The organism is Priestia sp. BR_2 (genome assembly GCF_041954005.1).
Lineage (GTDB): Bacteria > Bacillota > Bacilli > Paenibacillales > Paenibacillaceae > Paenibacillus_AQ > Paenibacillus_AQ lautus_A.
In genome coordinates this window covers 300,966-315,283 of record NZ_JAVFHM010000338.1, presented here as the reverse complement: position 1 = coordinate 315,283, position 14,318 = coordinate 300,966, and the positions used below count along the sequence as shown (strand labels likewise).

Genomic DNA, 14,318 nt, shown 5'->3' with positions numbered 1-14,318 from the left:
TTATGAACCATAAAACTTCAAATCCAACGTGTAACTGATTCGATCAGGCATGAGTATTGCAGGAATTTGGTTGTTATTACCCATTTTTGGGTAATCTAATCCATGAGATTAGTCATCCATTTACCTGTGGTTGCTCATGCCTTTTTTGATTTGATGGCTTTATGATGATCTACCTACAGCTTGTGATAACAACTAGAGACAGAGGGTGAGAATTTTCATGTTTAAGCGGCTTTTTGGCGTACTGCAAAGGGTCGGTAAAGCTCTGATGCTGCCAGTGGCCATATTGCCGGCGGCCGGACTATTGCTCGGTCTTGGAAATATGCTGGTCAACCCCGATTTCCTGCAATACGCACCTTGGCTGGATGCGGCCTGGGTTCAAGCGGCTGCCACGGTCATGATGAATGCGGGACAAATCGTATTCACGAACCTATCCTTGCTGTTTGCAGTGGGGGTTGCGGTCGGTTTAGCCGGAGGTGAGGGCGTTGCGGGACTGGCCGCGATCATCGGTTACCTTGTCATGAACGTCACCATGGGCAGCGTGATCGGCGTGACGCCGGCCATGGTCGGCACGAATTACGAATATGCCAGCGTGCTTGGCATTCCGACGTTGGCTACCGGGGTATTCGGCGGAATCATCGTCGGTATATTGGCAGCCAGCATGTACCGACGGTTTTTCAAAATCGAGCTTCCGTCCTATCTGGGCTTTTTTGCAGGAAAACGTTTTGTTCCGATTATGACGGCCGCAACGTCCGTTTTGCTTGGTCTGTTGATGGTGTTTATATGGCCGCCGATCCAGTCGGCGCTTAACACGGCGTCGCATTTCATGCTGGAACAAAACCTGACGCTGTCCGCTTTTGTGTTCGGCGTCGTGGAACGCGGATTGATTCCGTTCGGACTGCACCACATTTTCTATTCCCCGTTCTGGTTTGAATTCGGGGAATACCTGAACCAGGCAGGACAATTGGTTCGAGGGGACCAGAACATATTCATGGCCCAGCTTCGGGACGGCGTCGAGTTTACGGCAGGCACATTCATGACGGGTAAGTATCCGTTCATGATGTTCGGTCTCCCTGCGGCAGCGCTTGCCATCTATCATGAGGCAAGACCGGAGAACAAAAAGTTCGTGGCCGGCATCATGGGGTCTGCGGCGCTGACTTCCTTCTTGACCGGGATCACGGAACCGCTTGAGTTCTCGTTCCTGTTCGTCGCACCGATCCTGTTCGCCGTGCATGCGTTGTTTGCCGGCCTGTCCTTCATGACCATGCATATTTTGGGCACCAAAATCGGCATGACCTTCTCCGGCGGCCTGATCGACTACATGATCTTCGGTGTCATTCCGAACCGGACGCCATGGTGGAATGTTCTCATCGTGGGTGCTATTATGGCTGTAATCTATTACTTCGGCTTCCGGTTTGTCATTCGGAAATTCAATCTGAGGACGCCGGGGCGCGAGGAAGCTTCGACGACAGAGCCGGAATCAGGCTCTGGAGCAGCGGTCGCTGGCAGTAAAAATGATCTGCCGTCTAATATCCTGACTGCACTGGGCGGCCAGCCTAACATCGCGCATCTGGATGCATGCATCACTCGTCTTCGCGTAGAGGTAAAAGACAAGGGACATGTCGATAAGGCAAGGCTGAAGCAGTTGGGTGCGTCAGGCGTGCTGGAGGTGGGGAATAATATCCAGGCGATATTCGGAACCCGTTCCGATACGATCAAATCGCAGATTCAAGACATCATGTCGGGAATCACGCCGACCACTGCGCCTCAAGCAGAGGCCTTGGAGACGATGCCGACGGCTCAAGAGGAACAGCAGGCCGGACAGGACGGGGAAACGCTCGTTAAGGAGGAAATCGTATCCCCGGCCGATGGAGAGCTTATGGATATTTCCCATGTGCCTGACCCCGTGTTTGCCGAACGGATGACAGGGGACGGATTTGCGATCGTGCCTCATAACGGAACGATTGTGTCTCCCGTTAACGGCACCGTGTTCAATGTGTTCCCCAGCAAGCATGCCGTCGGCATTATGTCGGATGGCGGCAAGGAAGTGCTTGTCCATATCGGCGTCAATACCGTTAAGCTGAAAGGGCAAGGATTTGAAGTCCTGGTGCAAGAGGGGGACCTGGTCTCCACCGGTCAACCGATCATGCAAGTGGATCTGGATTATGTGAAGGAGAATGCCAAATCGATCATTTCTCCTATTATCTTCTCGAATCTGCCGGAGGGAGCTTCCGTGAAGCTGAACAAGACCGGTGAAGTAAAAAGCGGCGAGGAAGGGATCATTACCCTATTGAAACCTTAACCTCGCGATGGTTTCCAGGATTCTAAAAATTAAAATATACGAAAGTAGGATGATGAACATGCAACAAACATTCAGAATTATTGACGAAGATGGAATTCACGCACGCCCGGCAACCGCATTGGTGAATACGGCTAACAAATTCCAGGATACCAACTCTTTTGCCGAAGCTAACGGCAAAAAAGTAACGCTGAAGTCGATTCTCGGCGTTCTGTCCCTCGGATTGGAGCAAGGCGACACATTGACACTGATCACGGAAGGCGGCAATGAAAGCGAGGCGCTGACAGCATTGCAAGAAGTGATGGTGAACGAAGGGCTAGGCGAGCTTCATGAATAATTTGAAAGGTATCGCGGCTTCGGCAGGTATTGCGATAGCACGTGCTTTTACGCTGGAGCATCCCGATTATTCCGTCACGGAGAAGCAAGTCACGGACACGGATGCGGAGCTCGCGAAGCTGGATGCGGCGCTGGCCCAGTCACAGGCTGAGCTGGAAGCGATCAAAGCCCGCACGCTTCAGGAACTCGGGGAGAAGAAGGCTGAGATTTTCGAATCTCATCTTCTCATCCTGAATGATCCCGAATTGATTGAACCGGTCAAGGCGAAAATCGCTTCCGAATCGGTTAACGCGGAATATGCGCTGAACGAAACGGCAACCCAGTTCATTCAAATGTTCGAGAACATGAAGAGCGCCTACTTGCAGGAGCGAGCAGCGGATATGCGCGACGTCACCAAACGCATCCTGAAGCATCTGCTCGGCTTGAATTATGTCAGCCCTTCGGAGATCAGCGAAGAAGTGATCGTGGTTGCAGAGGATTTGACTCCGTCGGATACGGCGCAGTTGAACCGGAACTACGTTAAGGGCTTCACGACGAATATCGGCGGACGTACCTCGCACTCCGCCATCATGGCCCGTTCCCTTGAAATTCCGGCTGTCGTCGGGACGAAGAACGTGCTCTCTGCGGTCAAAAACGGGGATATGATCATCGTTGACGGATTGGAAGGGGATGTCATCGTTAATCCTACGGAAGCCATCGTAGAACAATACCGTGCGAAGCAAGACGCCTATGCCAAGCAGGTGGAGGAGTGGAAGAAGCTGCGCTCCGAACCGACGGTTTCCAAGGACGGAATCCATGTGGAGCTGGCTGCCAACATCGGGACGCCGAATGATGTGGCCGGCGTGTTGGAGAACGGCGGAGAAGCCGTAGGATTGTACCGTACGGAATTCCTGTACATGGGCAGAGACAAACTTCCTTCCGAAGAGATCCAGTATGTCGCTTACAAATCGGTTCTGGAGAAAATGGAAGGCAAGCCGGTTGTTGTTCGCACGCTTGATATCGGCGGGGATAAGGAGCTGCCGTATCTGGATCTTCCCAAGGAAATGAATCCGTTCCTCGGATTCCGTGCCGTCAGATTGTGCCTGGACCGCCAGGATATTTTCAGAACACAGCTTCGGGCGCTGCTGCGTGCAAGCGTCCACGGCAACCTGCGTATCATGTTTCCCATGATAGCGACACTGGGCGAGTTCCGCGAAGCCAAAGCGCTTCTGGAGGAAGAAAAGGCTAAGCTTATAAGCGAAGGCATTTCGGTTTCCGAAGAAATCCAGCTGGGCATCATGGTGGAGATTCCATCTACCGCCGTGCTTGCCGATCAATTTGCCAAAGAGGTGGATTTCTTCAGCATCGGAACCAATGACCTGATTCAATACACGATGGCCGCCGACCGCATGAATGAACGGGTGGCGTATCTGTACCAGCCATACAATCCGGCGATTCTGCGACTGGTTAAAATGGTCATCGATGCCGCCCATCGCGAAGGCCGCTGGGTAGGCATGTGCGGCGAAATGGCCGGCGACGCGACTGCTATTCCGATTCTGCTCGGTCTGGGGCTGGATGAGTTCAGCATGAGCGCGACCTCCATTCTGCCGGCTCGCAGCCAGATCGGGAAGCTGTCCCGCAGCGATATGCAGGCACTTGCAGCCAAAGCGCTTGAAATGGGTACCGCAGAGGAAGTAGTGGCTCTGGTGGAATCCATTGAGGCTGCAGCCGAGTAAGAAGGAAGACAACGTCCAACTTGATCGATCCCTGCAGTCGTATTACGTTTGTTTCTGGGGACTCTACCAATCTTTTTCCACGATAGCATCACATTGACAACATCTGTCCATAGCGGACAGATGTTTTTTTTGTCAAAAGAAAGACACCGGGCATATTTGCTAGTATAATAGCCTAAATATATAGTGAATTGGCTTGGAACCCAAACCAATTCAGGGCTTTTGGCATACCATGATATATGAAAGCGTTCTAAATTCATGTGCTAGAGGTCTGTCTTATGATTCAGGCGCCCATACTAGGAAGAAGTAAATCTACTATAAGTGACGGTGACGATGAGTATGGACATGATCAAGAGCTGCACAAGCGTTAAGCTGGGAGCGACCTACCGAAGAGAGGGAACGGCCTTTCAGGTATGGGCTCCGGATGCGGTTAATGTAAAGCTGGCTTTATATGAGGGTCCGGGAGAGTATAACGAGCAGGGTCTTGTGACGGATCACGAGGGCGGTACGCTGTATGCGATGGTCCGGAATGAGGAAGGCGTATGGTCGGCTCAGGTAAACCGTGATCTCCATGGAACTTATTATATGTACCGAATCGAGTCTGCGGAGGGAGGCGTCTGTTATGCCGTTGACCCTTATGCAACCGCTGTGTCCGCGAATGGCTGCCGCGGCGCGGTGGTCGACCTGGCGAAGAGCAATCCGCCGGGGTGGGAGCAGGATGTTAGACCGAACCTGCTAAAGCCTACGGATTCGGTGCTCTATGAGCTGCATGTACGCGATTTCTCGATCCACACGGATTCGGGAATGAAATATAGAGGAAAATACAAGGCATTTACGGAGGGCGGTCTGCGAGACTCCGAAGGAAACGCCCTTGGTCTGGATCATCTTGAGGAATTGGGCGTGACCCATGTGCATCTGCTGCCGGTATTTGATTTCCGGACGGTCAATGAGCTGGACGGATATGCAAGCGGGCGTTTAAACCGCGAGTATAATTGGGGCTACGATCCGCAGAATTACAATGTGCCTGAAGGTTCGTATGCAACAGATCCCATGGATCCGATCGTGCGCATCCGGGAGCTGAAGGAGATGGTTTTGGCCCTTCATGCAAGGGGAATCCGCGTCGTCATGGATGTGGTTTATAACCATACGTATACGGTGGACGACGGCCCGTTCGAACGATTGGCGCCGGGGTACTTCTATCGCAAGGACGGATACGGGAATCTATCGAACGGTTCGGGCGTAGGGAACGAGCTGGCCACGGAGAAGCCGATGGTGCGCAAATACATCAAGGATTCGTTAAAATACTGGGCCCAGGAATATCATATCGACGGATTTCGGTTCGATCTGATGGCTCTGATCGATACAACGACGATGAAAGAGATCGTAAGCGAGCTGCGCCGAGAGGTCGACCGTTCTCTCTTGTTCTATGGTGAGCCATGGACGGGAGGAATGAGCCCGTTAACGGAGCAAACCGTCAAGGGAAGCCAGAAGGGCCAAGGCTTCGCCGTATTTAATGATCATTTCCGGCATGCCATCAAGGGGGACAATGACGGGCGCGGCCGAGGGTTTGCTACGGGCGAGCCATGGTACGAAGGGGCCGTCGTTGAAGGAATGATGGGCTCGATCCATGATTTTGCGCTCTACCCGGAGGAAACGGTGAATTATGTCACCGTGCACGACAATTTGAATCTGTGGGACAAAATTTTAGTGGCGCAAGGCATGGAAGAGCAGGCAGGGCTTCTCCGTTTGACGGATGGGAAGCTGGTTAACGAAGGAGATGTATGGCAGGCAACCGCTGCGTCCACACCCTATGCCGGCATCCCCGATGAAGATGTGATGTCGGCTGCGGCCGTGCGCCGGAGCTTGCTGGCTAACGGCATCGTGCTGCTCTCCCAGGGGATTCCGCTGCTGCATGCGGGCGATGAGCTGCTACGCACGAAATACGGCGATCATAACAGCTACCGCAGCGGGGACGCCATCAATGCCATTCGCTGGTCCAATAAGCGACGCTTCAAACCGGTGTTCGATTATTACAGAGGTCTTATCGCCCTGCGAAAAGCCCATCCGGCGTTCCGGATGGCATCAAGAGAAGAGATCGAAGGCCATATGGAAGTGCTGCGAAGCAGCGATCGGATCATTGCTTACCGCCTTACGAAGCCAGCCGAACAAGGCAGCTGGGGCCAAATCGTCGTCATCGTTAACGGCAATGAACATGAAATGCCGGTGGATCTGCCGCCTACCCCTTACCGCTGGAACATCGTGGTGAATGATCGTCAGGCGGGGATAGATACGATCCAGACGCTGGATCAAGGGAAGGCAGTCATTCCAGGTCTGTCGCTGATGGTGTTATATGAGGATCTGGCCCATATGAAACAGGGGCTGACGGCCGTTGAGATCGAATATGAGAGACGCGACCAAGCATACGAGGGATGGAACGTATGGGTATGGGGAACGGGCGTGCAGGATGGCAGCATTCCATTCTCCCGCACGGACAGCGGCAGGGCACGGGCAGTCTTCTACGCGGCTTCCGGAACCGATCGGATCGGCTGTATCGTCAGGCTGAATGAATGGGAGGACCGGGAAGGCGAGAACGATTGGTTTATCGATATTCCGCCGGATGAAGCAGAGGTTCGGATAACGCTGCGAAGCGGTCAAAGCGAAGACAGCGACACTAAAGAGCAGCGGGATATCGCCAGTTAGAATAGGATGAAATAACAAGGAGCCCTTTCCATGGTGAAAAGGGCTCCTATTTACATATTTTCAAAAGGGGTACTCTTTATTACCCGCTGCATTGTCATTTAAAACATCGAAATTCCATGATTAGTTAGCAGGTAAATAGGGTAATAATGAGATAGACTTTGTTTTCGATAAAGGAGGATGTCACTCATGTCAAAAGGAAACACAGTTCAACTGAAAGCCAATGTGCGTGATGAATTTACCCGGGCTTCTCGCCGAGAGCTTCGCGAAAGCGGCGGACTTCCCGGTGTTGTATACGGTGCGGGCGAGGAAAGCATCCCCGTAGCTGTTGATTTCAAGGATACGGCGAAGCTGTTCCACACCGGGCGTTCCGAGGTGTTTCAGCTAGATATTCCGGGCTCTGGCAAAGTGCCTGTGTTGATTAAGGATATTCAGAAGAGACGCGGCAACGTATCCCATGTGGACTTCCTGCGCATCTCCATGAACAAGCCGGTCCGTGTCAGCATCCCGGTGGATTATCAGGGCACTGCTGCCGGAACGAAGTCCGGGGGCATCCTGCAAACCCAGGTCACGGAAATCGAAGTGGAGGGTTTGCCGGGCGATCTGCCTACTACCCTGGAAGCGGACGTATCCGCCCTGGAGATTGGGGACAAGCTCACGGTAGCTGATCTTAAGGTGCTGGAGGGTATCACATTACACGCTTCGGAAGAGGAAATTCTCGCCACGGTCATCGTGCCTCGCGCGGTGGAGGCGGCGGAGACCGAGAGTGAAGCGGACGCTGAGGAAGCGAATGCGGAAGAGGCCACAACCGAAGAATCATAATAAGCATGATAAAAAGGCGCTTGCTTTGCTGGTATCCAGCAGGGCAAGCGCTTTTTTTGGCGCAAGGCAGGAATGGCTTTATTTAACCTTGCGGTCATGAATGCCTTTGTAACTGATCGGAGCGTTCCCGAAGTATTTGTTCCATATGGTCAAATACGTTCCGTCCTGCTGCATGGTAGCCAGGGCATTATCCACGGCCGCCACGAGATCCGGATTCCCTTTGACAAAGACTGCGGAAATCTCGGATACTTGATCGGCGGATTCGGCGGCAGCGACCGGTATATCCGGGAACTGCTGCTTTAGGTTGGTGACGGATAGCTGGTCCGAAATGACGGCATCCAGGTCTCCATTTGCGAGCATGTTAGCGGCGTCGGATATATATTTAATCGGGACCGCTTCCGCTCCGTACCGCTTGGCCATATCCTTATAGATTCCGGTTGGGTTCAGGCCGACGCGCTTGCCCTTGATATCCGAAAAGGTACGGATCTGAGCTTCGCCCGAGGAATGAACCAGGAGGACGGGGGTAGAGGATAAGTAAGCGACGGAAAAATCATAGAGCGCCCGCCGGTCCGGCCGGTCTTCGATCTGGTTGAAGACGGCGTCGTATTTGCCTTCCGTCAGCCCAGGCAGCAGATTCTCCCACCCGGTCTCAACGAATTCGGCCTTTAGCTCCATATGACGGGCAACCTCTTCAGCGATTTCCACATCGAATCCCGTAAGTATTCCGCCTGTACCATGGTAACTGAAAGGGGGATAATCCCGTTCCGTGGCGATTCGCAGGGTTCCGCGTTCCACGGCATTCCGAAGCAGGAAGCCGGTGTTCACCCGGTATGGATTAACGCCCATGTTCGGGGACGGGACCCGGTCGTTGCTGTTCACCGTACAGCCGCTAAGCACAATGGAACCGAAAAGAGAAAGCAAGCAGGCAAGACTGACATAACGTATCGATTTTGTTCCGCGCATGACTCCAAAAACCATCCTTTCTTTATTCACGGTCCTTCGAGGCCCATTTCGTAAAGTTAGCATGTCCCAAAGGATGGTTCGTATATTCGCGAAATGTCAGTGCCCGGCCATAATAACGTGTACTAATTCAACGTAAGAGTAACGAACAAAAAGAGGCCTTGCCTCCTCCGGCTGCGGCAGCAGCAGAAAGCGCAAGGCCTCTTATCGCTAGAATCGGTTGGAGCTCACTACGGCAAGGCTTAAAGATAACGCCGTTTCTTGGTTAACGGGCCATCCATCCGCCGTCCACGCATAACACATGCCCGTTCATGTAATCCGAAGCGGCGGAAGCGAGGAACACGGCAGGGCCTCCGATATCCTCGGGCTTGCCCCAGCGTCCGGCCGGAATGCGGTCCGTAATGGACGTGCGGCGATCCTCGTCCTGACGGATGGCTGCCGTGTTATCGGTTTCGATGTAACCGGGAGCAATGCCGTTCACCTGGATGCCGCTGGCTGCCCATTCGTTGGCCAAAGCCTTGGTTAAGCCGGCAACGCCATGCTTGCTCGCCGTGTAACCGGGCACGTTGATTCCGCCTTGGTAGGACAGCATGGAGCAAATGTTAATGATCTTGCCGCTGCCGCGTTCGATCATATGTCTCCCGGCCAGTTGGGACAGCAAAAAGACGGTGTTCAAATTCAAGTCGATCACGTCAAGCCAATCCTGCACGCCGTGATCCTTGGCCGGGGTCCGGCGGATAATGCCGGCATTGTTTACCAGAATGTCCACATGCCCGGTCAGCTCCAGCGCTTGATCAAAGGTCTGCTGAAGTTTGCTTTGGTCGCTTAAATCGACCCGAATCTCGGAGGCTTTTCTGCCGAATCCCTTGATGGCTTCAATCGTTTCGGCGCTTGTATTCATGGACACGGCAACGATATCCGCGCCGGCCTCGGCCAGCGCTATGGCGATGCCTTGCCCCAGTCCGCGGGCCGAGCCGGTGACGATCGCCGTTTTGCCTGATAAATCAAACCTGTTCATGCTCCGTTAATCCCCTCTCATATGTTCGCTAAATGGATGCAGTACGAAACTAGGCCGTTCGTTATAGAGGTAAGAGTCTCAAGCGGGCGGTTACAGCAGGGTAACGCCGGCTCCCTCGTATTGCTTTACCGTCTCGGGAGACAGTCTCGCATCGGTCATGATGCCGCTGATCTCCTGCAAGGATGAAAAAGTCCGCAAGGCCGTCTGACCGAATTTATGATGATCGACGACGGCATAAACCTCCGCCGAGGTTTCGATTAAGGCCCGTTTGAACGGAATCAAATCCCCGGTATAGATGGACAACCCATGGTCAAGATGGACGCCCGTGGCAGATACGAAGGCTTTTTGAATGTTCAGCTGCGTTACGTACGCTACGCCTTCCGGGCCTGCGAGCATGTTCCGCACCCGGTAGCCCCCCGGAACGACCAGCCGGATATGATTCTTGGTCGCCAGCTCGCTGATGATATAGACATCGTTCGTAATGACCGTTAACGGCATATCCTCCAGCCTGCGGGCGATCTCCAGCGTGGTGCTGCCGCCGTCAAGGGCAATGATGTCGTCCGTGTTGATATGCTTCAGTGCCTTCTGCGCGATTTCGGTCTTCTCATCCGGGTGCTTGGCCAGCGGTTCTTTTGAGGGCAGGATGCCGAATTGGTCGCTGTGCGCCAGCACGGCTCCGCCGTGCACGCGGACGATCAGACCCTGCTCCTCGAGCTTGGTCAAATCCTCGCGTATGGTTTTTCCGGTTACCTGAAGCTGCTGGCTCAAATCGGCGACGGTCACTTCTTTATGGGTTAGAAGGTACTCCATTATTTTTTCATAACGTCGTAACGGGTTCATATGGTTCTCAACTCTTCCGTGGGTTAATGGATATTCCCCTCTATTTTAAATCCTTCATGGACACGGGGTCCATATCATCATAACGTTTGTTGTCCCCGGCCATGCCCCAGATAAAGGTATAGTTGCTTGTGCCTACTCCGCTGTGGATCGACCAGCTCGGCGAAATCACGGCCTGTTCGTTGCGCATGACGATGTGGCGCGTTTCGCTCGGTTCACCCATCAGATGGATGGCGACCGCATCCTCCGGCAAGTCAAAATACAGATACGCCTCCATGCGTCTTGGATGCGTATGGGCAGGCATCGTGTTCCACATGTTCCCTTCCTTCAGCAGGGTCATGCCCATGACAAGCTGGGCACTCTGAATGCCTTTTTGATGAATGAAGCGATAGATCACGCGATCATTGGAATTTTTGATGTCGCCCAAAGCGCTGGAATCGGCTTCTTCAAGGGTGGCTTTGGCCGTCGGGAACGATTGGTGGGCCGGGGCCGAATTCAAATAGAATTTGGCAGGATTGGCCGGATCGGTGCTTTGGAAAATGACCTCTTCGGTCCCCATGCCAACGTACAGGCATTCTTTGTTGTTCAGCTCATGCTCCGTCCCGTCAACCAGGACGGTACCGTGTCCGCCGATATTGATGATGCCAAGCTCACGGCGCTCAAGGAAAGAGGAAACGCCAAGCTCTTTAAGGTCGGTATCCAGCTTGACCTGCTCCCGTACGGGTGCGGCACCCCCGATAATCAAACGGTCTTCATGCGTCAGGACCAGCTCCAGCTTGTCGGGCGTAAACAGGACGGGAATATGGAATTCCTTGCGAAGCCGTTCCGTGTCAAATTGTTTCACTTCATTCGGATGTGAGGCATAACGTCTTTCCATTGCATGTCATCTCCTTAAGAGTCATTTTATAATCCATTCATAATGTTCATATAAGTACAAATTACTCCATTTACGTTCATATTACAATAGCCAAAATTCAAAATGAACGGATTGTTGAGTCTTGAAAAGCCGTTTTCCTCCATTTTTACCGACTGAAAAGGGGGAGGAAAGGGAAGAATTAGCTTGAGAAGATATGACAAAGGATGAGCGGACTTAGGAAGTCATAAAGCGAACAAAGCAGGACTAGGAGATGCGAAGCCCTATGAAAAGAATGATGGTTATCTTTGCTGCTCTGCTGGCAGTAACCGGTTCCCAAACGGCAGCCGACGTGCCTCATTATCCATTTCATCATGCCAGGGAACGAGAGGCCTGGATCAGGTCCGGGGGTGAACGCGACGAGTCCTGGGTCAATATCGCCCATCGGGGGGCGTCGGGTTATGCGCCTGAGAATACGATGGCTTCGTTTGTCAAAGCGTTTGACATGGGAGCGGATATGCTGGAGCTGGATGTTCAGCTGAGCAAGGATGGAGAGGTCGTGGTGATCCATGATTCCACGGTTGAGCGAACCACCGACGGGCAAGGCGAAGTGGGCGGCCTAACCTTGGAGGAGCTGAGGCGGCTGGATGCGGGTTCGTGGTACGATTCGTCGTTCAAAGGAGAAATCATTCCGACATTGGCGGAGGTGCTTGAGCACTTCGGTGGCCGGATCGGATTGCTGATCGAATTGAAATCGCCCTCCCGGTACCCGGGCATCGAGCAAAAGGTTGCTGGCGATCTGAGAAGATATGCCGCCCAGACTGAAGGACAAATGTACAAGGACCTGATTATCGTACAGTCTGCCGATACGGACTCGCTGGTTCGGTTCCGCCAGCTGATGCCCGATATCCCGCTTGGCGTAGTTATCACCAGTGCGGGCGACTTATCCAAGCAGCGGCTGGATAATATGAAGGCGTACGCGGACTACGTGAGTATATCGATGAGGCTCGTCTCCAAGGGTCTGGTCCAAAAGATCCATCAATCGGGGATGAAAACGATGGTGTGGACCATTCGGGATATGCTGCAAATACCTTATGTGCTTCAAATTAACGTTGACGGTATCATTACGGATTATCCGGACCGGGTGCCGATTACGATTTCGAACAGGAACATGACCAGATAAATAATGAACGACGGCAGTCTCTTGAGAAATCAAGGGCTGTTTTTTACTTTACGTCAATAAAAATAACACATCATAAAGAAAATTCATTCTATCATTATATAATCACAAACTAAATGTTATTTTATATAACACAAAATAGGGGATTCACACGACAATTTTACTAAAAATGAAAAAACGAAATAAAATTATGTAAGAATTATTGACACAGGAAATATAAGGCAACTATAATGTGGAATAACGAACAGAGTAGAGAGGTTATAGACGGAATGTTCGGAAACGGAAAAAGGGAGTGGGGAGCCAATGAAAAAACAAAGCGTAATCGTTAAAGGATGGGCCTCGTTTGTATTATGCGCCATTTTAATGTCAGGCTGCGTGACGGAAAAGGAAACCGCTCCAACCGCCGGAGCGGATAACGGAAGCCCGCCGGTAGAAGCCGCAGGCGATTCGATCAAGGTCGGCATTCTTCACTCGCTTAGCGGGACGATGGCGATCAGCGAGGTGTCCGTTAAGGATGCCGAGATGCTTGCGATCGAAGAGATCAATGCGGCAGGCGGCGTGCTCGGCAAGCCAATCGAACCCGTGATCGAGGACGGTGCCTCGGATTGGCCGACCTTCGCGGAGAAGGCGGGCAAATTGCTGCAGCAGGATAAGGTTGCCGCCGTGTTCGGAGGCTGGACCTCCGCCAGCCGGAAAGCCATGCTCCCTGTTTTCGAACAAAACCACGGTCTTTTGTTTTATCCGGTTCAATATGAAGGGCTGGAATCCTCACCTAACATTTTCTATACGGGCGCAACAACCAATCAGCAAATCGTGCCTTCGGTGTCCTGGCTGCTCGAGAACCGCGGCAAAAAAATGTTTCTGCTCGGCTCCGATTATGTGTTCCCAAGAACGGCCAACAAGATCATTAAGGCCCAGCTGACGGCCGAGGGCGGCGAGCTGGCGGGAGAGGAATACACGCCGCTGGGCCACACCGATTTCAGCACGATTATAGCCAAGATCAAAGATGCGAAACCCGATATCGTCTATAACACGCTGAACGGCGATAGTAATGTGGCCTTCTTCAAGCAGCTGAAGGATGCGGGCATTACCTCCAAGGATATGACCACGCTGTCCGTAAGCGTAGCGGAGGAGGAAATCCGCGGCATCGGCGCCGATATCCTGGAGGGCCATCTGGCAGCCTGGAACTACTATCAGTCCACGGATACTCCGGAAAACAAAGCTTTTGTTGATAAATACAAAGCGAAATACGGCGCTGACCGGGTCACGGCCGACCCGATCGAGGCAGGTTATACCGCGGTGTATTTGTGGAAGGCTGCGGTAGAGAAGGCGGGAACCACGGACGTGGATAAGGTGAAGGAAGCGGCCAAAGGCATTGAGTTCGCCGCCCCCGAAGGCAAAGTGACCATCGATGGCGACAATCAGCATATTCATAAAACGGTGCGCATCGGCGAAGTGCAGGCTGACGGACAGTTCAAGGAGCTCTGGAACTCGGGCGAACCCGTCAAACCGGACCCCTATCTGAAAACATACGATTGGGCAAAAGGTTTGAGCGGCGAATAAAACTTCATCAATGCATGAAAGGCCTGCGGGCCTTTCGTGAAAGG

At 52.8% G+C, this 14,318-nt stretch carries 11 protein-coding genes; 7 read left to right on the top strand and 4 right to left on the bottom strand.

The genetic code is table 11. From position 1 onward, the window contains the following. Nucleotides 1-217: 217 nt before the first annotated feature. From ptsG to RB298_RS30595, 5 genes are all read left to right on the top strand, one after another. Nucleotides 218-2,299, top strand: a complete 2,082-nt coding sequence (ptsG, locus tag RB298_RS30615) for a glucose-specific PTS transporter subunit IIBC (RefSeq protein WP_375121090.1) — start codon at nucleotides 218-220, stop codon at nucleotides 2,297-2,299. Nucleotides 2,300-2,357: 58 nt separating this feature from the next. Further along, nucleotides 2,358-2,633 (top strand): HPr family phosphocarrier protein, encoded by a 276-nt coding sequence (locus RB298_RS30610; protein WP_009591829.1) that lies wholly within the window; start codon nucleotides 2,358-2,360, stop codon nucleotides 2,631-2,633. Continuing rightward, nucleotides 2,626-4,347, top strand: coding sequence for a phosphoenolpyruvate--protein phosphotransferase (gene ptsP, locus RB298_RS30605; RefSeq protein WP_096772963.1), 1,722 nt, complete (start codon nucleotides 2,626-2,628; stop codon nucleotides 4,345-4,347). Before RB298_RS30610 ends, ptsP begins: the two co-directional genes overlap by 8 nt. A 336-nt stretch (nucleotides 4,348-4,683) precedes the next feature. Beyond that, complete coding sequence (pulA, locus tag RB298_RS30600) at nucleotides 4,684-7,044, top strand: type I pullulanase (protein ID WP_486050160.1); 2,361 nt, start codon at nucleotides 4,684-4,686, stop codon at nucleotides 7,042-7,044. A 186-nt stretch (nucleotides 7,045-7,230) separates the two neighbouring features. Then, complete coding sequence (locus RB298_RS30595) at nucleotides 7,231-7,863, top strand: 50S ribosomal protein L25 (RefSeq protein WP_486050104.1); 633 nt, start codon at nucleotides 7,231-7,233, stop codon at nucleotides 7,861-7,863. 78 nt (nucleotides 7,864-7,941) lie between these two features. Here the strand turns inward: RB298_RS30595 and RB298_RS30590 are convergent, their stop codons facing one another. The 4 genes from RB298_RS30590 to kduI all read right to left on the bottom strand — a co-directional run bounded on the left by RB298_RS30590 (nucleotide 7,942) and on the right by kduI (nucleotide 11,555). Next, nucleotides 7,942-8,826 carry a transporter substrate-binding domain-containing protein gene (locus RB298_RS30590; RefSeq protein WP_486050102.1) on the bottom strand — a complete coding sequence of 295 codons (885 nt, stop codon included), beginning with the start codon at nucleotides 8,824-8,826 and terminating at the stop codon, nucleotides 7,942-7,944. Between the two features lie 262 nt (nucleotides 8,827-9,088). After that, entirely contained in the window at nucleotides 9,089-9,841 is a 753-nt protein-coding gene (gene kduD, locus RB298_RS30585) for a 2-dehydro-3-deoxy-D-gluconate 5-dehydrogenase KduD (protein ID WP_009591832.1), read from the bottom strand. A gap of 90 nt (nucleotides 9,842-9,931) precedes the next feature. Next, nucleotides 9,932-10,681 (bottom strand): DeoR/GlpR family DNA-binding transcription regulator, encoded by a 750-nt coding sequence (locus RB298_RS30580; RefSeq protein ID WP_486050100.1) that lies wholly within the window; start codon nucleotides 10,679-10,681, stop codon nucleotides 9,932-9,934. Between the two features lie 40 nt (nucleotides 10,682-10,721). Beyond that, nucleotides 10,722-11,555 (bottom strand): 5-dehydro-4-deoxy-D-glucuronate isomerase, encoded by an 834-nt coding sequence (gene kduI / locus RB298_RS30575; protein WP_009591835.1) that lies wholly within the window; start codon nucleotides 11,553-11,555, stop codon nucleotides 10,722-10,724. Nucleotides 11,556-11,817: 262 nt separating this feature from the next. On the opposite strand from kduI, the gene RB298_RS30570 reads away from it, so the two are divergent. Beyond that, a complete protein-coding gene (locus RB298_RS30570; RefSeq protein WP_255250441.1) occupies nucleotides 11,818-12,714 on the top strand; it encodes a glycerophosphodiester phosphodiesterase in 897 nt (298 codons plus the stop codon). 300 nt (nucleotides 12,715-13,014) lie between these two features. Beyond that, nucleotides 13,015-14,274 carry an urea ABC transporter substrate-binding protein gene (gene urtA, locus RB298_RS30565; protein ID WP_486050097.1) on the top strand — a complete coding sequence of 420 codons (1,260 nt, stop codon included), beginning with the start codon at nucleotides 13,015-13,017 and terminating at the stop codon, nucleotides 14,272-14,274. The last annotated feature ends 44 nt before the right edge of the window (nucleotides 14,275-14,318 follow it).